The organism is Methylobacterium sp. UNC300MFChir4.1, from assembly GCF_900110155.1.
In the GTDB taxonomy this organism is placed as follows: Bacteria; Pseudomonadota; Alphaproteobacteria; order Rhizobiales; family Beijerinckiaceae; genus Methylobacterium.
This window is the reverse complement of sequence record NZ_FOCS01000007.1, coordinates 92,298-109,866: the sequence shown is the minus strand read 5'-3', so window position 1 is coordinate 109,866 and position 17,569 is coordinate 92,298. Positions and strand designations below refer to the sequence as shown.

The window sequence follows — 17,569 nt, the reverse complement described above, 5'->3', positions numbered from 1 at the left end:
ATCTCCGGTGATCCTGACGGGCGCGGCGTAGCATACCGCGCCGGCAGCGACACCTTCGAGACGCGGTCCGTCGCGGCCCCGGGGCTCGCCGCGGCCGGGCGGCGCTCCAAGTCGCGTCACATCAGCCCGGCGGACCGGAGACCGACCCGTGATGCATCCCGCTTCCCTGACGGCGATCGGCGCGGCCGTCCTGGCCGCCGGGCCGGCCAGCGCCCTGGAGGTCACCCGCAGCCGCGACATCCCGGCCCCGCCCGCCGCGGTCTGGGCGCTGGTCGGCGATTTCTGCGCGATCCAGCACTGGCACCCGCAGGTCCAGCGCTGCATCCTGTCGGGCGAGGACGAGGATGACGGCATCCGCGCGCAGATCCGCGGCCTCGTGGTGAAGGGCGGCAAGGGCACGATCGCCGAGGTCGAGACCGCGCGCGACGAGACCGGCATGAGCTACAGCTACAGCTTCATCCAGGGGCCCCTGCCGGTGCGCGCCTACAACGCGACGCTGGCGGTCCGTCGCGACGGCGCGGGCTCCACGGTGATCTGGAGCGCGACCTTCGACGCCGAGGGCATGAGCGATGCCGACGCCGTCGCCGACATCACGGGCGTGTTCGACGCCGGGCTTGCCGGGATCGCCCGCGAGGCGGCCAGATAGCTCCCCGCCGAATCGGCCCGCCGCGCGAAAAATCGCCCGCCGAGCGTCGCGAGGCCTCGCCGCGGGGCCGTCGCGGACCGATGTGAGCGCCGTCGGCGCGACCGAGCGCCCGGCTCGATTCCCAGAGGCAGCCTCAGGAGGCCGAGACCCGCATGCGCCGTCACCGCCACGCCAAGATCGTCGCCACCGTCGGTCCCGCCAGCTCCGCCCCGGACCAGCTCCGCGCCCTGTTCCTCGCCGGCGTCGACACGTTCCGGCTCAATTTCAGCCACGGCCTCCAGGCGGATCACGCCAAGGTCCACGCGGCCATCCGCGCCCTCGAGAAGGAGGTCGGCCGGCCGATCGGCATCCTGCAGGATCTCCAGGGCCCGAAGATCCGGATCGGCACGCTCCAGGGCGGACGGCTCGATCTCCAGGCCGGCGAGACGGTGCGCTTCGTCCTCGAGGGCGCCGACGGCGACAAGCAGGCGATCCCGCTGCACCACCCGGAGATCTTCGACGCCGTCGTGCCGGGCCAGGAACTCCTCATCGACGACGGCCGGGTGCGGGTGCGGGTCACCGGACCCGAGCGGACCTCCATCACCGCCGAGGTCGTCACCGGCGGTCCGATCTCGAACCGCAAGGGCGTGAATCTGCCGGGCACGCTGCTGGACCTGTCGCCGCTGACCGAGAAGGACCGGGCGGATCTCGCCTTCGGGCTCGATCTCGGCGTCGACTGGGTCGCCCTGTCGTTCGTCCAGAAGCCGTCCGACGTCATCGAGGCGCGGGGGATCATCGGCGATCGCGCCGGCATCATGTCGAAGATCGAGAAGCCGCAGGCGCTGGAGCGGATCGACGACATCATCCGGCTCTCCGACGCCGTGATGGTCGCCCGCGGCGATCTCGGCGTCGAGATCCCGCACGAGGACGTGCCGGGGCGGCAGAAGGAGCTGATCCGGGCCTGCCGGCTCGCCGTGAAGCCCGTGGTGGTGGCGACCCAGATGCTCGACTCGATGGTCAATGCCCCGGCGCCCACCCGGGCGGAGGCGTCGGACGTCGCCACCGCCATCTACGACGGCGCCGACGCCGTGATGCTCTCGGCGGAATCCGCGACCGGCCGCTACCCGGTCGAGGCGGTGGCGATGATGGACCGGATCATCCGGAGCGTGGAGGGCCACAAGCTCTACCACTCGATCGTCGCGGCCTCGGAGCCGGGTGAGGAGGAGACGCCGCCCCACGCGGTGGCCACCGCCACGGCCGACCTCGCCGAGGCGGTGCGCGCCGCGGCCATCGTCGCGTACACGGCGAGTGGGACGACGGCCGCCCGGGTCGCGCGCAAGCGGCCCGCGGCCTCGATCCTGGCCCTGACCCCCAACGTCGCGACCTCGCGGCGGCTGAGCCTGCTCTGGGGGGCGCACAGCGTCCTGACGGAGGACGTCGACAGCTACGAGGAGATGACCTCGAAGGCCTGCCACCACGCCCAGGACGAGGGCTTCGCGCGGCCGAACGACGTCATCGTGGTCACCGCCGGCATCCCGTTCCACACGGCGGGCAACACCAACAACATCCGCCTGATGCAGGTCTGAGGCGCCCGATCGGGCGCCGGGCTGGAACGCGGCCCGCGCCTGACCCGTTGTTGGGGAAGCTGCACCATTTGGGCGCGATACCGGAGGGCCGACCCGTGAACCTGATCGGACGCATCGTCACCAAGATCCTCGGCAACGAGAACCGCCCCGTCGACCGGGACGACCGGAACGCCAGCACGGCGACGCCGCTCGGCCGCCTCGTAACGAAGATCCTGGGCAAGTAGGCGCGTCGTCCGCCCGCGCCATTCGCCGCGCGCCCGAGCCGGGCGCGCGGCGGACCGTTAGGCGGTCAGTTCGCGACGGCGCTGGCGGTCGCCTTGAGCACCGGCGCCGCCGGGATCGCGTGCTGCCAGAAGGTGCCGGTCCGGCCCTTCTCGTAACCGGCGTCGTACAGGGCCCGCATGTAGGCGGTGTCGAAGCCCTTCGCGGCGGACGCCTTGGGGCCGTTCTCGTCGATGTAGGTGAGATTGAAGCCGATGCCGTTGGTGCGGGCCAGCGCGTAGGTCGCCGTCAGCGTCGCGCGGGAGCGGGCGCGGCTCGCGGTGGTGAAGGAGCGCTCGACGATCGAGAGCGTGTTGTCTTTCGTGACCTCGAATTCCGGCTCCAGGCGGCCGTTGATCACCACGTAGATCTCGGCCTTGCCGCCGGTGCGGATCCGCCCGTCGCGCAGCAGCAGGGTCTGCGGCAGGGTGAAGACGGGGGTCACCACCGAGCCGTCGACATGCATCTCCTGGAAGCGCGCGTCGCCGGCCGAGACGTCGATGAACTGGGGCGGGAACACCGCCGGGATGCTGGCCGAGGCCGCCAGCACGTCGCGGAACAGCTGGCGGGCGTTGGGCACCCCGCTCGCCGCGATGGCGCCCATGTTCCAGATCACCGCGCGCTGGGAATCGAGGTTCGTCGTGACGACCAGCAGGCGCCGGCCCTTCGCGTGCTCCTCGGCCACGGCCTTGAGGAGATCGTCCGTGACGTAGCGGTCGATGAGGTTGCGCAGGCGCCCGTCGCCGAACAGGCCCGAGCCGAACAGCACGTTGGCCAGGTTCGGCGAGGCCACCAGCTCGCTGGCGACGCCGCTCGTGTAGAACTCGGTCAGGTAGGGGTCGTAGGCCGGGCCCAGGAAGGCGAAGGGCGCGATCAGCGCGCCCGTCGAGACGCCGGAGACCAGGGTGAATTCGGGCCGCTTGCCGGACGCCGTCCAGCCGTTGAGCACGCCCGCCCCGTAGGCGCCGTCGCCGCCGCCGCCCGACAGGGCCAGGTAGGTGAAGCCCTTGAGGCGCCGCTCCGGATTGGCGGCGAGCGCCGCGATCGTGTCCACCGACGCGTCCGCGAAGACGCGCGCGCCGGGGATGCCCGGCACGGTGGCGAAGGCCGCCTGCTCGGCACTGTAGGGGGTCCGCGGAACGCTGCCGCAGGCCGCGACCTGACCCGCCAGCCCGAACGCCACCGCCATGCGCAGGCTGACCTGACGAACACCCATCGTCACTTCCTCGAACCGCGAAACGCGCCCACTCTGCCACACGGAACGAGCTTGGCCGTATCGCCTGTTCCGTCTTAGCCGGCTTCGGAGGAACGATAAGGCCGCGCTGTTGCGGTGGGGTCACGATCCCACGCGATCGGGGCGCAAGCGTGGCCGCTGCGGCCGGCGGCCCGGACGGTGCGGCGCCGTACCGGACACCGGCGGGACCGCGCCGGGACCGCGCCGGGGCCGCGCAGGATCGCGCCGGACCCGGCCAACCCGGGTCATTGCCGGTGGACAGGCGTCGCGGCAGCTCGTGCCCGGCGACCGCCCGCCCTTGCAACGTTCGCGAGCGCCGCGCTAGGGTTCCCCCGTGGCCTGGCGAGACAGGGTGTCGCACGCGATGCGGCAGCCGGTGCGCGGGGGCGCGGTCTGCGCGGCGACACGGTCGGCCGGGATAACGGCTCCTGTCGGCCTGGAAGACGCGGACTGGCCTTCGGGAACGCGGCCGAGCCGCAGGGGGCGGAGGGGATGATGGAAGCGGGTCTCGGCTGGACGGACGATCGCGTGGCGCTGCTGCGCCGCCTGTGGGAAGACGGGCAGAGCGCCAGCAAGATCGCGGCGCAACTCGGCGGCGTCACCCGCAACGCGGTGATCGGCAAGGTCCACCGCCTCGGTCTGGCCGGTCGCGCCCGCGGCGGCGAGGAAGCCGCCACCGCCGTCCCGCCGTCGAAGACGGTCGAGATCGAGACCGCCATCGCGGTGGTCGAGACGCAGGCGCCCGAGCCGGTCGCGATCCTGGCCCACCGTCCGGCCCCGGACTTCCCGGCGCCCGCGCCGGCCGCGGCGCCCGCGCCCGTGGCCCTCGCGGTGTCGGAGCGCGTCACCATCATGGACCTCCGGGAATCCATGTGCCGCTGGCCCCTCGGCGACCCGACGACGCCGGAATTCCGCTTCTGCGGCGCGCGCTCGATCACCGGCCTGCCGTACTGCACCCACCACGCCGAGATCGCCTACCAGCCCGCCGCCGAGCGGAAGCGCGATCGCCGGGTCGCCTCGTTCCGCTGAGCCCCCGCGCCGTCAGCGCAGCGTCACGCCGGCTTCGCGGAGGACGCGGGCGGTCCCGGGATTGACCCGGTCCGCCGGGACGAGGCCGACGAGGTTCCTCGGCTGCGCTTCGGTGAGCTCCGTCCGCGCCAGCGCCCAGACGATCCGGTAGGCCGTCTCCTCGTCGAGGCCGGGCCGCGCGATCACGAAGCTCCAGGACCCCACCGTCGCGATCGGCTCCGCCTGCCCGGCGAAGCTGCCGGCCGGAACCGTGAGGCGCCGCGTCGCCGCGCCGGGCTGCGCGAGGCGCGCGATGGCCGCCTCGGACGGTCCGAAGAAGCGGGCCCCGCCCGGATCCGCGGCCAGCGCGTGGAAGCCCGGCCAATCGAGGCCGCCGCCCCAGAGCGCGTCGGCGCGGCCCTCCCGCACCAGGGCCGGGCCGTCGCCGGCCCGGTCGAGGAGGATCGGGCTGATGTCGCGCTCGGGATCGAGGCCCGAGGCGCCGAGGACGCTGCGGCCCATGACGGTCAGCCCGGACTTGTGCGTGCCGAGCACGACCCTGCGCCCGCGCAGGTCCGCCACCGAGCGGATCGCGCTGGCCGCCGGCACCACGAACAGGCCCGGCGTCGGGTACATCGGCGCCAGGACGGTCAGGCCGCTGCCCTCGGCGAGGGCCGGGTAGGCATACTCGCCCTGCACGAGGCCGAGATCGACGCGGCCGGCGCGGAGGAGGCCGACATTCTCGGACGACCCGCCGGTGGCGCGCCGCTCGACGGTCAGGGCCGGGTCCGCGGCTGCGACCGCGCCGGCGAAGGCCTCCCCGAAGGCCGGGAAGCCGCCCCCCGGCGTCGCGGTGGCGAGCATGACGCGGAGCGCCTCGGCGGCGCGCGCCGGCCGCGCCAGGACCAGCCCGAGGCCCGCCAGAAGAGCGGCCCGACGAGTCGGCCGAAGAGGGAGGCCCCGTCCGCCCGTCGGGCGGGATGGTCGGGCAGCGCCGGCCGCGGCCGGACGGGCTGGAGAATAGAATTCCATCAGGAACGGGCCGCTCAATAAAGGTCTTCCACCCCGCCGCGAAAGTTCGCCCAATTCCGGAAAGAACTTTCGGCAACGGCACTTAGCCCGATTGCTCCGGCCGCGGCAACGCGATATCGCAGCCTCCCGTCCGGGCCGGTCAAGCCTCCCCACGCGAGGGCGATCCCTTGGCGGGGCCTCTCCCGGATACGACATCTGTCCGATCCGTCACCACGAGCAGGAGTTCCGCGATGGCCGATACCCTCAACGCACCGGCGAAGGTCGGCCACGGCCGTGTCTACGGCTCGATCACCGAGACGATCGGCAACACCCCTCTGGTGCGCCTGAACCGGCTGCCCAAGGAGCACGGCGTCGACGCCGAGATCCTGCTGAAGCTCGAGTTCTTCAACCCGATCGCGAGCGTGAAGGACCGCATCGGCGTCAACATGATCGACGCCCTGGAGGCCTCCGGGAAGCTCCAGCCCGGCGGCACGCTGGTCGAGCCGACCTCGGGCAACACCGGCATCGCCCTCGCCTTCACGGCGGCGGCCCGCGGCTACCGGCTCATCCTGGTGATGCCCGAGACGATGTCGCTGGAGCGGCGCAAGATGCTCGCCTTCCTGGGTGCAGAGCTGGCGCTCACGCCGGGCGCGCAGGGCATGAAGGGCGCGATCGCCAAGGCCGAGGAGCTCCTGAAGGAGATCCCGGGCTCGGTCATGCCGCAGCAATTCTCCAACCCGGCCAACCCGGAGATCCACCGGAAGACCACCGCCGAGGAGATCTGGAGCGACACGGGCGGCCAGCTCGACGCGTTCGTGGCCGGCGTCGGCACCGGCGGCACCGTGACGGGCGTCGGCGAAGTGCTGAAGCCGCGCCTGCCGAACCTGAAGGTCTTCGCGGTGGAGCCGGAGGACAGCCCGGTGATCTCCGGCGGCCAGCCCGGCCCGCACAAGATCCAGGGCATCGGCGCCGGGTTCATCCCCGACAACCTGCACACGAGCATCCTCGACGGCGTCCTGAAGGTCACCAACCAGGCGGCGTTCGAGACCTCCCGGGCGCTCGCCCGGCTGGAGGGCATCCCCGGCGGCATCTCCACCGGCGGCAACGTCGCGGCGGCGCTGGAGCTGGCCAAGCGCCCCGAGTTTCAGGGCAAGCGGATCGTGACGGTCGCCTGCTCGTTCGCCGAGCGCTACATCTCCTCGGCGCTGTTCGACGGGATCGGCTGAACCGGCCATCGGAGCGGCCTTCGGGCCGCTCCCCTACGGAGCGCCGATCGAATCGCACCGGCGCGGATCGCGGCGATTTGGATCCGCGCGCGCTTCCGGTCCGCCGGGGACGGGAACGATCGTCGCGACCCACGGAATTTTTCATTTTATCACAGTCATAAAATCATTTTTCTTTGATCAGTATCTGTCTCTCTCAGAACTTATTCGCAGGATAATACTGAGTTTTGGGCGCAATTTTCGGATCAACACTGCGATCTGCCGTGCCTGGACGCCAGAAAAACTCTCCGCTAACGCCGACCGGCGAACGGACAGTGACGATATCATGCGCGGCCTCCTGCTTCTCGTGTTCGGCCTCTGGGCTCAGGCGGCGATGGCCCTGGGCTTCGCGGTCCACGACCTGACCGGCCTGGCCGAAGCCGCCCGAACGGCGTTCGGACCGGCGGCCACGGCGCGGGCGGAGGCCGGACAGCTCGGCCTGCACTGCGCCGCCTGCGCGGGCGCCCCGACGATCGCGTTGCGGCTCGGGCGCCTGACGGACGGGACCGAGGCCCGGGTCCGCTCGGGCAGGACGACCCTCGCGGCGCTCGAGGCGCTCTGCGTGCGGCGCAATCCGGATTGCCGGCTCTCGGCACTGCCCGCCGGCCCGGCGATCGGCTGGTTGAGCGTGTACGCGCTGGACGGCGGCGCCGGGGCGACCGCGGTCATCCTCCGGGACGGCGATCTGCTGACGATCGAGGCGCGGGCATCGGATCGCGGGGCCGCGGAGGATGCGGCGCGGCGCCTCATGCAGGCCGTCCTGCCCCGGATCGTCGGGCCGGAGACCTGAACCGACCGCCTCCGGTCGGCCAGTTCGCGCAACCCTCCCCGGCCGCCTCCGTTGTCCCCCGAAGAGGCAGAGAGGCGAGCCATGACAGACCAGACCGGACGACCCGCGCGGGAGGGTGCCGATGCCGCGGTGGCCGACGAGACCGAGACGCCGCGCGAGAAGCTCGGCCAGATGGAGGACAAGGCGCGGTCCGACACGAATCTCGGCGAGGCGATCGACCGCGCCACCGCCGCCGTCGGCCAGGACGACGGGAAGCGCTGATGGTCAGGCCGACGAGCGAATCCGGCACGGTCACCCGCAAGCCCGACGACAAGGTCGGTTCGCGCGGGAGCCCGCCCGCCGGGGGCGGCCATCAGACGGCCGATCAGGCGGCGATCACCGACATGGGCTCCGGCGAGGCGCCGCGGACCGAACCGAAGGAGGGATGGGGCGCGGCCGGAGAGCCCGGGCGCGCGCCGCCCGCGGTCGGCGGCTCCTCGGGCGGCCACTCGGACCAGAAGGCCTCGCGGGGTCCGGCTGCCGACACGAAGGTCGCGGGCGGGCACTACCGGGCGGAGCGGGAGAATCGGGAATGACCGAGCGTCGCGAGACCGGCGCGCAGCCGGACAAGCCGAAGAACGTCGCCCCCGACGCGGTCAAGGACCCGAACGAGAAGACGGAGGGCAAGCCCGGCCAGGGGACGCCCGCCGGCGGAACGCAGAACGACGAGACCGATCCCGGGGGCAGCTGACGCGACCGGGATGCCGCCGCGGCGGCATCCCCCGCGCGGCGGCGCGCGGCTCAGGAGAGACGGAAGGGGATCGGCCCGGAAGCCAGCGGGACGTCGCCGGGACGGCAGCCGGTCTCGACGCAGGCGTAGCGGATCGCGTCCTGGCGGCTGCGGAAGATGCCTCCGGCACGCCCACCGGTCTCGACGGCGACCCAGTGACCCTCGCCGTCCTGGCCGACGAGGTATGAGGGCGGCGCGGCGGCGGCCTGCGCGAGCGACGAAAGCGGGTTCAGCGCGACGGGCATCGGTGTCACGGGGTTCACGCGGGCCTCTCGGGTCCGCCCCATCGAAGTATCGCCCCTGGCATAAGGGTTCGATGGGTCCGAGAGCGGCCAGGAATAAGGGCCACATCAGCAACCGGGCCTGAGCGCCCGGTTGCCCGTCGTTCACGTTCGGTGACGGTCGCGCGCCTCAGGCGGCGTTCTCCTTCGACCGCTCGGCCCGCTTGCGGTCGTTCGGGTCGAGGATCGCCTTGCGCAGGCGGATCGACTTCGGCGTCACCTCGACGAGCTCGTCGTCCTGGATCCAGGCCAGCGAGCGCTCCAGGGTCATGCGGATCGGCGGCGTCAGGCGGACGGCCTCGTCCTTCGAGGTCGTGCGGATGTTGGTGAGCTTCTTGCCCTTGAGCACGTTCACCTCGAGGTCGTTCTCGCGGTTGTGCTCGCCGACGATCATGCCCTGGTACACCTTCCAGCCCGGCTCGATCATCATCGGGCCGCGGTCCTCCAGGTTCCACATGGCGTAGGCCACGGCCTCGCCCTGGTCGTTGGAGATCAGCACGCCGTTGCGCCGGCCCGGCATCTCGCCCTTGTAGGGCTCGTAGGCCTTGAACAGCCGGTTCATGATGGCCGTGCCGCGGGTGTCGGTGAGCAGCTCGCCCTGGTAGCCGATCAGGCCGCGGGTCGGGGCGTGGAACACAAGGCGCAGGCGGTTGCCGCCGGACGGCCGCATCTCCAGCATCTCGGCCTTGCGCTCGGACATCTTCTGCACGACGACGCCCGAGTGCTCCTCGTCGACGTCGATCACGACCTCCTCGATCGGCTCGAGCAGGGCGCCGGCCTCGTCGCGCTCGTACACGACCCGCGGCCGCGACACGGCGATCTCGAAGCCCTCGCGGCGCATGGTCTCGATCAGGATCGAGAGCTGCAGCTCGCCGCGGCCCGAGACGTAGAAGCTGTCCTTGTCGGCCGCCTCCTCGATCTTGAGCGTGACGTTGCCCTCGGCCTCCTTGAACAGGCGGTCGCGGATCATGCGGCTCGTGACCTTGTCGCCCTCGGTGCCGGCGAGCGGGCTGTCGTTGACGATGAACGACATGGTCACGGTCGGCGGGTCGATCGGCTGCGCCTGGATCGGGGTCTCGACCTGCGGGTCGCAGAACGTGTCGGCGACGGTGCCCTTCATCAGGCCGGCGATCGACACGATGTCACCCGCCTCGCCGATGTCGATCGGCGCGCGCTCCAGGCCGCGGAAGGCGAGGATCTTCGAGACGCGGCCGGTCTCCACGACCTTGCCGTTGCGGTCGAGCACCTTGATCGACTGGTTCGGCTTCACCGAGCCCGCGGCGATGCGGCCGGTGATGATGCGGCCCAGGAACGGGTTGGCCTCCAGAAGGGTGCCGAGCATCCGGAACGGACCCTCCTCGGTCTTCGCCTGTGGCACGTGCTTGAGGACGAGGTCGAACAGCGGCTCGAGACCCACGGACGGGTCGGCTTCGGGGGTATCGGCCATCCAGCCGTTGCGGCCCGAGCCGTAAAGGATCGGGAAGTCGAGCTGCTCGTCGGTGGCGTCGAGGGCGGCGAACAGGTCGAACACCTCGTTCACGACCTCGTTGATCCGCGCGTCCGGCCGGTCGACCTTGTTGATCGCCACGATCGGGCGCAGGCCGATCTTGAGCGCCTTGCCGACCACGAACTTGGTCTGCGGCATCGGCCCCTCGGCCGCGTCGACCAGCACGATCACGCCGTCGACCATCGACAGGATGCGCTCGACCTCGCCGCCGAAATCGGCGTGGCCGGGGGTGTCGACGATGTTGACGCGGGTGTCCTTCCAGACGACCGAGGTCGCCTTGGCCAGGATCGTGATGCCACGCTCCTTCTCGAGGTCGTTCGAGTCCATCGCCCGCTCCTCGACCCGCTGATTCTCGCGGAAGGTGCCGGACTGGGCCAGCAGCTTGTCGACGAGGGTCGTCTTGCCGTGGTCGACGTGAGCGATGATGGCGATGTTGCGCAGATTCATGGCGGCCCGAAACGGGTTGTGCCGGCTCCCTGGCGGCCGCGCGGCGCGGCCGTCCGCGCCGGTTCAGGTACGGAGTCGTGGTGGTTGCGTCGCAATATAAGGACACGCGCGCTTGGGCAAGGCCGCTGAAGTCATGGGGGCCTCGCGTGACCGGGATTGCTGGGGGAAGACCGGCGTCGGAATCCGTCGCCGCACGCCTCCTGGCCGCGGGCGCAGGGCTGCTCCGCGCGCGCGCTCCGGCGCCGGTTGCCCTATATGACGGCGCGACGACACCGCGACCGGCGGAAAGCTGCGTTTATCGGGCTGTATTGGATGAAACCGGATCCCTCGGGTAGCGTATCGACCAGGATCAGGCGTCCGGCTGCGGCGATTCGGCCCTCGGGCCGCCAGGGCGGGCTTTCGTCGGAAGGACACGATGCGCGCGCTTGAGCCGCGGCTGTTCCCGTATATCTGGCGCTACTCCAAGGTCGCGCAGCTCCGGATCTGCGCCGTCGTGCTAGCGTCGCTCCCGTTCTATTTCGCCTCGCTCGACCTGCCGAAGCGCATCGTCAACGACGCGATCACGGGGAAGGCCTACGCGCACGGCGAGGCGACCGCGCCGTTCCTCGAGCTCACCGTCGAGTGGCCCGCCTTCCTGGGCGGCGGCAAGACGCACCTGTTCGAGGGGTTCCAGCTCGACCGGTTCGAGCTGCTGCTCAGCCTGTCGACGCTGTTCCTCAGCCTCGTCCTGATCAACGGCGCGTTCAAGTTCTGGATCAACCTCCAGAAGGGCATTCTCGGCGAGCGGATGCTGCGCCGCCTGCGGTTCCAGCTGTTCTCGCTGATGCTGCGCTTCTCCCCGGAGACGCAGCGGGAGGTGAAATCCTCCGAGACCGCGACGATCATCCGGGACGAGGTCGAGCCGATCGGCTCCTTCATCGGCGACGCGATCGTGGTGCCGGTGTTCCTGGGCACGCAGGCCGCGACGGCGCTGGCCTTCATCATGATGCAGAACATCTGGCTCGGCATCGCGGCCGGCGGCATGGTCGCCGTACAGATGACCGTGATCCCGCGGCTGCGGCGGGAGATCATCCGTCTCAGCCGCCAGCGTCAGATCGCGTCCCGCGCCCTGGCCGGGCGCGTCGCCGAGGTGCTCGACGGCCTGCAGGCGGTGACGCTGAATGACACCGGCCGCTGGGAACGCGCGGAGATCGGCGGCCGCCTCTACCGGCTCTACGACCTGCGCCTGCGGATCTACCGCCGCAAGTTCGCGGTCAAATACCTCAACAACCTGCTCGCGCAGGTGACGCCGTTCCTGTTCTACGCGATCGGCGGCTACTTCGCCCTGAAGGGCCAGCTCGACATCGGCCAGCTCGTGGCGGTCCTGGCCGCCTACCGGGACCTGCCGCCGCCCCTCAAGGAGCTGATCGACTGGGATCAGCAGCGCCTCGACGTCGAGGTCAAGTACGAGACCGTGGCGGCGCATTTCGGCCCGCAGCGCCTCCTGCCGGCCGAGCACGAATCCGAGCGCGCGGCGCCCCGGCTCGGCGGGCCGCTGCGGCTGGAGGGCCTGCAACTGCGCGATCCGCAGGGCGGCTCCCTGATCGAGGTCGGCGACGCGGAGGTGCGCCTCCCCGGGCAGGTCGCCCTGGTCCCGCCCGGGGCGATCGCGCAGGAATTCGTCCGCGTGCTCGCCGGGCTCCAGGCGCCGCCCGGGGGCACGGTCCGGATCGGCGAGCACGACCTCTCGACGCTGCCGCGCCGCGACCACGCGCGGCGCATCGCCTACGCGGGCGTCCAGCCCGTGCTGTTCCCCGGGACGCTGCGCGACAACGTCCTCTACGGGCTGCGCGTGCACCCGCTGCGCACCAAGAGCCTCGACCTCAGCAAGGCGCGGATCAACGAGGCGGTGAAGACCGGCAACCCCTGCGACAGCGTCGAGGACCCCTGGATCGACTTCAAGCGCCTCGGCGTCCGGGATGCCGACGAGCTCGACGAGCGCCTGCTCGACCTGCTCGGCCGGCTCGACCTCGGCGACGAGCTCTACCGGTTCGGGCTCGGCGCCCTGAGTTCGGTCGCCCACGACACGCCGGTGGGCCAGCGCATGATCGCGGCGCGGGAGCACCTGCGCGAGCATTTCGCCCAGAAGGGTCTCGCCGACCTCGTGATCCCCTTCGCCCGGGGCCACTACAACGAGCAGGCCACCGTCGGGGAGAACCTGCTGTTCGGCGTCCCCCGCGACCCGACGCTGACGGATCCGCGCCGCCTCGCCGGCGTCCCCCTGTTCCGCGACGCGCTGGAGAAGGTGAAGCTCCTCGACGAGCTCGACCGGATGGGCGTCGCCATCGCCAGCAACCTCAAGGACATCTTCGCCGACGTGCCGCCGGGCCACCCGCTGTTCCGGCGGTTCTCGCTGATCACCCCGGACGCGCTGCCCGACTACCTGCGCCGGCTCGCGCGCCTGCCCGAGGACGGGCGGCTGAGCGAGACCGACAGCGTGGCCTTCCTGGCGCTGGCCCTCGCCTATGTCGAGCCGCGGATGCGCTTCGGGCTGCTCGACGAGACCCTGGCCAAGCGCATGGTCGGCGCGCGGGCGGTCGTGCAGGGCTTCATGCACGGCGACGACGGCTGCGACGTCGAATCCTACGACCCGAACCGGATCAACCCGCGCAGCACCGTCCTCGACAACCTGCTGTTCGGCCGCATCGACACGGCGCGGATGCACGGCGAGGCGCTGATCCAGAAGGAAGCCCGCGCGGTGTTCCGGGAGTTCGACCTGGAGCGGCCGATCCAGCGGCGCGGCCTCGAGAAGGAGGTCGGCAACCGCGGGCAGGCGCTCGCCGAGCGCGTGCGGGTGCGGGTCGGCCTCGCGCGGGCGATCCTGCGCGAGCCGGAGATCCTCGTGGTCGACCGGGTGGACGAGCACCTGGAGCGGGGCGTCGACACGCTGCTCGACGTGACCGAGACCGCCCTGCCCCGGGCGAGCCTCGTGGCGAGCCTGTCGCCGGAATCCGACCCGGCCCGGTTCCCCGCGCGCCTGCCGATCCAGAGTGCCGACCGGAGTGCCGAAGCGCGCCTGCGCACGGCGGCGGAATGACGTAAGCGTGACCGGTCCGCGCGGGGCGCGGCCGGCGGTTTACAGGGCTGCCCGTCTCCGGCACAGGATGGCACCCCATGCCAACATTCTCGGACGCCACCGCGACCCCGGACCGGACGATCCCGAGCCTCGCCGGGACGCCGCGCGTGGTGCCGCCGCACCGCGCCCCGCCCGAGCGCGAGCTGCCGCTGCCCGCCTACCTGCGGTCGATCCGCGACAACGCGCTCGCGGGCTTCCCCCGGCGCGCCTTCGAGGAGCCGGTCACCCGCCGGGGCCTGCTCGGGCGGTCGAGCTTCGTGCTGAACGACCCCGAGGCGATCCGCCGGGTGCTCGTCGAGAACCAGGCGAACTACGCGCGCACCACCGGGACGACCCGCATCCTGCGCCCGATCCTCGGCGACGGGCTCCTGATCAGCGAGGGCTCGGCGTGGCGGCACCAGCGGCGCACCCTGGCGCCGGCCTTCACGCCGCGGGCGATCGACGGCCTCGTGCCCCACATCGCCGCGGCCGTCACCGACGGGATGGAGCGCATCGCCGCCGAGGCCGCGGCGGGGCCGGTCGACCTGTTTACGTCCTTCTACCGGCTCGCCCTCGAGATCGCCGGGCGCGCCATGTTCTCGGTGGGGATGGACCAGCACGGCGCCGAGCTGCGCCAGTTCATCGCCGAGTACGCCGAGCGGATGGGGCGGCCGCACCTCCTCGACATCGTCACCCCCCCGGGCTGGCCGGTGCCCCTCGACTGGTCGCGCCGCCGGTTCCGGCGCCGGTGGATCCCCTTCCTCGACCGGATCATCGCGGCGCGCCGGGCGGTCGAGGGGGACAGGTCCCGCTCGGGCGATTTGCTCGACCTGCTCGCGGCCGCGCGCAATCCCGATACCGGCGCCGCCTTCACGCCCGACGAGCTGCGCGACCAGGTCGCCACCATGATCCTGGCGGGTCACGAGACCACGGCCGGCACGCTGTTCTGGGCGGCCTACCTGCTGGCCCTCGCGCCGGAGGTGCAGGAGCGGGTCGCCGCCGAGGCCCGGGCCGCCGACCTCGCCGACCCCACCGGCTGCCAGAGCGACGGGCGGCTGCCGCTCACCCGCGCGGTGATCGACGAGACCCTGCGCCTGTACCCGGCGGCCTTCGTGGTCGTCCGGCGGGCGCTGGGCCCGGACACAGTGGCGGGCCACGCGGTCAAGGCGAGCGACATCGTCATGGTGAGCCCCTGGGTGCTCCACCGCCACCGGTCGCTCTGGCCGGACCCGGACGCGTTCGATCCGGGCCGCTTCCTGCCCGGCGCCCCCGCCCCGCGGCGCTTCGCCTACCTGCCCTTCGGGGCCGGCCCGCGGGTCTGCATCGGCGCGCAATTCGCCCTGAGCGAGGCCGTCCTCTCCCTGGCGCGGGTGCTCCAGCGGTTCCGGCTGGTGCTCGACGAGCGCGAGCCGGTGCTGCCCCAGGCGGTCGTGACGACCCAGCCCGATCGCCCCGCGCGCTTCCGGCTGATCCCCCGCGCGCCGGTCAGCCCCTGATCCCGGTGATCGTCGCCGAGATCGCCCGCGGGTCGCGCATCGGCCAGCGGCCACTCTCCACCTGCGCCAGGAAGTCGTCCAGCAGGCGGTTGTAGGCGTCGGGCTCCTCGACCGAGAGGGCGTGGCCGGTATTGGGCAGCACGGCGAGGGCGGCGGAGGGGATGACCCGCTTGAGCATCAGGCTCGGGGTGAGGCAGGGCCAGTCCTCGTCGCCGGCGACGATCAGGGTCGGGACGGTCATGCGCCCCAGCTCGTCCGTGAGATCGTAGAGCGACGGCCGCCCCTTCTGCACGCCGGCCTGGGTGTTGGCCGAGCCGAGGGCCGAATGCTCGGCGAGCATCCGCCTGAACTCGGCGTGCCCGCGCGGGTCCTTGGTCTCGAACTGCACCCGCGTCGGCCCGACGGCGTAGCGCTCCGCGAAGGCCGCCATGCCGTCGCGGAGGAGCATCGCGGCGGTGGCGTCCGCCTCGGCGCGGAACAGCGCCTGCCGCTCCGGCTCCGCGCCGTAGCCGCAGCCGCCCAGGCACAGCGACAGCGCGCGGTCGGGGTGCCGCAGGCCGAAATGCAGGGTCGCGAAGGCGCCCATGGAGATGCCGGCGACGTGGGCCTTCGGCGCGCCGAGATGGTCGAGGACGGCCAGGATGTCGTCGGCCGCGCGCGCCTGCGCGTAGGCCGTGACGGACTCCGGCACGTCGGAGGGCGGGTAGCCCCGGGCGTTGAACGCGACCGCGCGGTAGCGCCGGCCGAAATGGCGCAGCTGCGCCTCGTAGCTGCGGTGATCGCCGGCGAACTCGTGGACGAAGATCAGCGGCGTCCCCCGGCCGCTCTCCTCGTAGTGGAGCCGTATCCCGTCGTCCGTCGTGGCGCTCGGCATGGCGATCCTCTCATCGGCCTCCCCCGGGGTTTCCGAGATGGCGCGACGGGGCGCTCGGTCGAGAGTCGGGACCGGAGTTCGTGGAAGGAACGACGAAGCCGCACCCGGCGGACCGGGCGCGGCGCGTGGATCTCCGTGCCGGCGGGGACGCTCCCCGCCCGGCTCAAGCGGCCTTCTTGGAGGAGGCCGGCTTGGCGGCCCCCTTGTTGGCGGCGACCTCGGCGAGCTTCGCGGCCAGCTTGGCGTCGAGCTTGCCCGAGGCACCGAGCGGCAGCTCGATGTCGAGGCCGAGGGTCGAGACACCCTCGCCGCGCTCCAGGGTGACCTTAACCTTGTCGGGTTCGACCGCGACGTGGTTGGCGATCACCGCCAGGATCTCCTCCCGGAGCTGGATCACGAGGTCGGGGCGACCCGACTCCGCGCGCTCGTGGGCGAGGATCAGCTGCAGGCGGTCGCGGGCGACCGCGCCGGAGCTGCGCTTCTGGAACAGTCCCAGGATGCTCACGCCGCCCTCCGCATGAACAGCTTGTCGAGGAAGGACTTGCGCTCGACCGGCAGGCTCATCGGCACGGACTCGCCCTTGAGCCGGCGGGCCGCGTCGGCATAGGCCCGCGCCGGGGCGCAGAGCGGGTTGTTCAGCGTCACCGGGCAGCCGAGGTTCGAGGCGCGCAGCACCTCCTGGCTCTCCGGGATGATCGCGAGCAGCGGGATCGACAGGATGTCGAGCACGTCCTCGGTCTTGAGCATGTCGCCGCGGTCGGCCCGCATCGGGTCGTAGCGGGTGAGGATCAGGTGCTTCTCGATGTCCTCGCCCTTCTCCGCCTTGGCGGTCTTGGAATCGAGGAGGCCGATGATCCGGTCGGAGTCGCGCACCGAGGAGACCTCGGGGTTGGTCACGACCACCGCCACGTCGGCGTGGTGCATGGCGAGCTGGGCGCCGCGCTCGATGCCGGCGGGGGAATCGCAGATCACCCAGTCAAACTTCGCGCGCAGCTCGTCCATCACCCGAGCCACGCCCTCGTCGGTGAGCGCGTCCTTGTCGCGGGTCTGCGAGGCCGGCAGCAGGTGCAGGGTCTCGAGCCGCTTGTCCTTGATCAGCGCCTGCGGGAGCTTGGCGTCGCCGTTGACCACGTTGATGAGGTCGTAGACGACCCGGCGCTCGGCGCCCATGACGAGGTCGAGGTTGCGCAGGCCGACGTCGAAGTCGACGACGCACACGCTCTGCCCGCCCTGGGCCAGGGCCGCTCCGAGGGCCGCGGTCGTCGTCGTCTTTCCGACGCCGCCCTTGCCCGATGTGACGACGAGAACCTTTGCCACGCGTCGA

General features: G+C 71.9%; 18 protein-coding genes. 11 read left to right on the top strand and 7 right to left on the bottom strand.

Features of this window, described 5'->3' with window-relative positions:
• Window positions 1–151: 151 nt before the first annotated feature.
• The 3 genes from BMY19_RS12210 (at window position 152) to BMY19_RS12200 (ending at window position 2,435) form a co-directional block, all read left to right on the top strand.
• On the top strand, window positions 152–646 hold the full coding sequence (locus BMY19_RS12210; protein WP_100251872.1) for an SRPBCC family protein: 495 nt from the start codon (window positions 152–154) through the stop codon (window positions 644–646).
• A gap of 152 nt (window positions 647–798) precedes the next feature.
• Window positions 799–2,211, top strand: coding sequence for a pyruvate kinase (gene pyk, locus BMY19_RS12205; protein ID WP_020093061.1), 1,413 nt, complete (start codon window positions 799–801; stop codon window positions 2,209–2,211).
• Window positions 2,212–2,306: 95 nt separating this feature from the next.
• Complete coding sequence (locus tag BMY19_RS12200; protein WP_012320301.1) at window positions 2,307–2,435, top strand: hypothetical protein; 129 nt, start codon at window positions 2,307–2,309, stop codon at window positions 2,433–2,435.
• A gap of 65 nt (window positions 2,436–2,500) precedes the next feature.
• On the opposite strand, the gene BMY19_RS12195 is transcribed toward BMY19_RS12200, so the two are convergent.
• A complete protein-coding gene (locus BMY19_RS12195; RefSeq protein WP_170862957.1) occupies window positions 2,501–3,688 on the bottom strand; it encodes a patatin-like phospholipase family protein in 1,188 nt (395 codons plus the stop codon).
• A gap of 513 nt (window positions 3,689–4,201) precedes the next feature.
• On the opposite strand from BMY19_RS12195, the gene BMY19_RS12190 reads away from it, so the two are divergent.
• Window positions 4,202–4,735: a GcrA family cell cycle regulator gene (locus tag BMY19_RS12190; protein ID WP_020093059.1), complete on the top strand. Its 534-nt coding sequence runs from the start codon at window positions 4,202–4,204 to the stop codon at window positions 4,733–4,735.
• Between the two features lie 12 nt (window positions 4,736–4,747).
• On the opposite strand, the gene BMY19_RS12185 is transcribed toward BMY19_RS12190, so the two are convergent.
• Window positions 4,748–5,746, bottom strand: coding sequence for a TAXI family TRAP transporter solute-binding subunit (locus BMY19_RS12185; RefSeq protein WP_100251938.1), 999 nt, complete (start codon window positions 5,744–5,746; stop codon window positions 4,748–4,750).
• 230 nt (window positions 5,747–5,976) lie between these two features.
• Here BMY19_RS12185 and cysK point away from each other — a divergent pair, with 230 nt between their 5' ends.
• The 5 genes from cysK (at window position 5,977) to BMY19_RS30870 (ending at window position 8,507) form a co-directional block, all read left to right on the top strand.
• The gene (cysK, locus tag BMY19_RS12180) at window positions 5,977–6,951 is read left to right on the top strand and encodes a cysteine synthase A (protein ID WP_020093057.1); all 975 of its coding nucleotides are present in this window, start codon (window positions 5,977–5,979) and stop codon (window positions 6,949–6,951) included.
• 322 nt (window positions 6,952–7,273) lie between these two features.
• The gene (locus tag BMY19_RS12175) at window positions 7,274–7,777 is read left to right on the top strand and encodes a hypothetical protein (RefSeq protein WP_100251870.1); all 504 of its coding nucleotides are present in this window, start codon (window positions 7,274–7,276) and stop codon (window positions 7,775–7,777) included.
• An 81-nt stretch (window positions 7,778–7,858) separates the two neighbouring features.
• Window positions 7,859–8,038: a hypothetical protein gene (locus BMY19_RS12170; RefSeq protein ID WP_100251869.1), complete on the top strand. Its 180-nt coding sequence runs from the start codon at window positions 7,859–7,861 to the stop codon at window positions 8,036–8,038.
• A complete protein-coding gene (locus tag BMY19_RS12165) occupies window positions 8,038–8,352 on the top strand; it encodes a hypothetical protein (protein WP_020093054.1) in 315 nt (104 codons plus the stop codon). The genes BMY19_RS12170 and BMY19_RS12165 overlap by 1 nt, the downstream gene beginning before the upstream one ends.
• Complete coding sequence (locus BMY19_RS30870; RefSeq protein WP_020093053.1) at window positions 8,349–8,507, top strand: hypothetical protein; 159 nt, start codon at window positions 8,349–8,351, stop codon at window positions 8,505–8,507. Before BMY19_RS12165 ends, BMY19_RS30870 begins: the two co-directional genes overlap by 4 nt.
• 50 nt (window positions 8,508–8,557) lie before the next feature.
• On the opposite strand, the gene BMY19_RS12160 is transcribed toward BMY19_RS30870, so the two are convergent.
• Together BMY19_RS12160 and typA are read right to left on the bottom strand one after the other, a co-directional pair.
• Complete coding sequence (locus tag BMY19_RS12160) at window positions 8,558–8,791, bottom strand: RAG2 PHD domain containing protein (protein WP_100251868.1); 234 nt, start codon at window positions 8,789–8,791, stop codon at window positions 8,558–8,560.
• A gap of 166 nt (window positions 8,792–8,957) precedes the next feature.
• Window positions 8,958–10,781: a translational GTPase TypA gene (typA, locus tag BMY19_RS12155; RefSeq protein ID WP_100251867.1), complete on the bottom strand. Its 1,824-nt coding sequence runs from the start codon at window positions 10,779–10,781 to the stop codon at window positions 8,958–8,960.
• Between the two features lie 415 nt (window positions 10,782–11,196).
• On the opposite strand from typA, the gene BMY19_RS12150 reads away from it, so the two are divergent.
• Together BMY19_RS12150 and BMY19_RS12145 are read left to right on the top strand one after the other, a co-directional pair.
• A complete protein-coding gene (locus BMY19_RS12150) occupies window positions 11,197–13,857 on the top strand; it encodes an ABC transporter ATP-binding protein/permease (protein ID WP_100251866.1) in 2,661 nt (886 codons plus the stop codon).
• 77 nt (window positions 13,858–13,934) lie between these two features.
• Window positions 13,935–15,371, top strand: coding sequence for a cytochrome P450 (locus BMY19_RS12145; protein WP_083916196.1), 1,437 nt, complete (start codon window positions 13,935–13,937; stop codon window positions 15,369–15,371).
• Here the strand turns inward: BMY19_RS12145 and BMY19_RS12140 are convergent.
• From BMY19_RS12140 to minD, 3 genes are all read right to left on the bottom strand, one after another.
• Complete coding sequence (locus tag BMY19_RS12140) at window positions 15,361–16,245, bottom strand: alpha/beta fold hydrolase (RefSeq protein ID WP_100251865.1); 885 nt, start codon at window positions 16,243–16,245, stop codon at window positions 15,361–15,363. The genes BMY19_RS12145 and BMY19_RS12140 overlap by 11 nt on opposite strands.
• A gap of 163 nt (window positions 16,246–16,408) precedes the next feature.
• Window positions 16,409–16,750, bottom strand: a complete 342-nt coding sequence (gene minE / locus BMY19_RS12135; protein WP_100251864.1) for a cell division topological specificity factor MinE — start codon at window positions 16,748–16,750, stop codon at window positions 16,409–16,411.
• The gene (gene minD / locus BMY19_RS12130; protein ID WP_020093046.1) at window positions 16,747–17,562 is read right to left on the bottom strand and encodes a septum site-determining protein MinD; all 816 of its coding nucleotides are present in this window, start codon (window positions 17,560–17,562) and stop codon (window positions 16,747–16,749) included. Before minD ends, minE begins: the two co-directional genes overlap by 4 nt.
• Window positions 17,563–17,569 lie beyond the last annotated feature (7 nt).

What these genes read in the sequence shown, in the direction of transcription:
- BMY19_RS12210 (WP_100251872.1), top strand. Translation starts at nt 152, where the DNA reads ATGCATCCCGCTTCCCTGACGGCGATCGGCGCGGCCGTCCTGGCCGCC.
- pyk (WP_020093061.1), top strand. Translation starts at nt 799, where the DNA reads ATGCGCCGTCACCGCCACGCCAAGATCGTCGCCACCGTCGGTCCCGCC.
- BMY19_RS12195 (WP_170862957.1), bottom strand. Translation starts at nt 3,688, where the DNA reads ATGGGTGTTCGTCAGGTCAGCCTGCGCATGGCGGTGGCGTTCGGGCTG.
- BMY19_RS12190 (WP_020093059.1), top strand. Translation starts at nt 4,202, where the DNA reads ATGGAAGCGGGTCTCGGCTGGACGGACGATCGCGTGGCGCTGCTGCGC.
- BMY19_RS12185 (WP_100251938.1), bottom strand. Translation starts at nt 5,746, where the DNA reads ATGGAATTCTATTCTCCAGCCCGTCCGGCCGCGGCCGGCGCTGCCCGA.
- cysK (WP_020093057.1), top strand. Translation starts at nt 5,977, where the DNA reads ATGGCCGATACCCTCAACGCACCGGCGAAGGTCGGCCACGGCCGTGTC.
- BMY19_RS12175 (WP_100251870.1), top strand. Translation starts at nt 7,274, where the DNA reads ATGCGCGGCCTCCTGCTTCTCGTGTTCGGCCTCTGGGCTCAGGCGGCG.
- BMY19_RS12170 (WP_100251869.1), top strand. Translation starts at nt 7,859, where the DNA reads ATGACAGACCAGACCGGACGACCCGCGCGGGAGGGTGCCGATGCCGCG.
- BMY19_RS12165 (WP_020093054.1), top strand. Translation starts at nt 8,038, where the DNA reads ATGGTCAGGCCGACGAGCGAATCCGGCACGGTCACCCGCAAGCCCGAC.
- BMY19_RS30870 (WP_020093053.1), top strand. Translation starts at nt 8,349, where the DNA reads ATGACCGAGCGTCGCGAGACCGGCGCGCAGCCGGACAAGCCGAAGAAC.
- BMY19_RS12160 (WP_100251868.1), bottom strand. Translation starts at nt 8,791, where the DNA reads ATGCCCGTCGCGCTGAACCCGCTTTCGTCGCTCGCGCAGGCCGCCGCC.
- typA (WP_100251867.1), bottom strand. Translation starts at nt 10,781, where the DNA reads ATGAATCTGCGCAACATCGCCATCATCGCTCACGTCGACCACGGCAAG.
- BMY19_RS12150 (WP_100251866.1), top strand. Translation starts at nt 11,197, where the DNA reads ATGCGCGCGCTTGAGCCGCGGCTGTTCCCGTATATCTGGCGCTACTCC.
- BMY19_RS12145 (WP_083916196.1), top strand. Translation starts at nt 13,935, where the DNA reads ATGCCAACATTCTCGGACGCCACCGCGACCCCGGACCGGACGATCCCG.
- BMY19_RS12140 (WP_100251865.1), bottom strand. Translation starts at nt 16,245, where the DNA reads ATGCCGAGCGCCACGACGGACGACGGGATACGGCTCCACTACGAGGAG.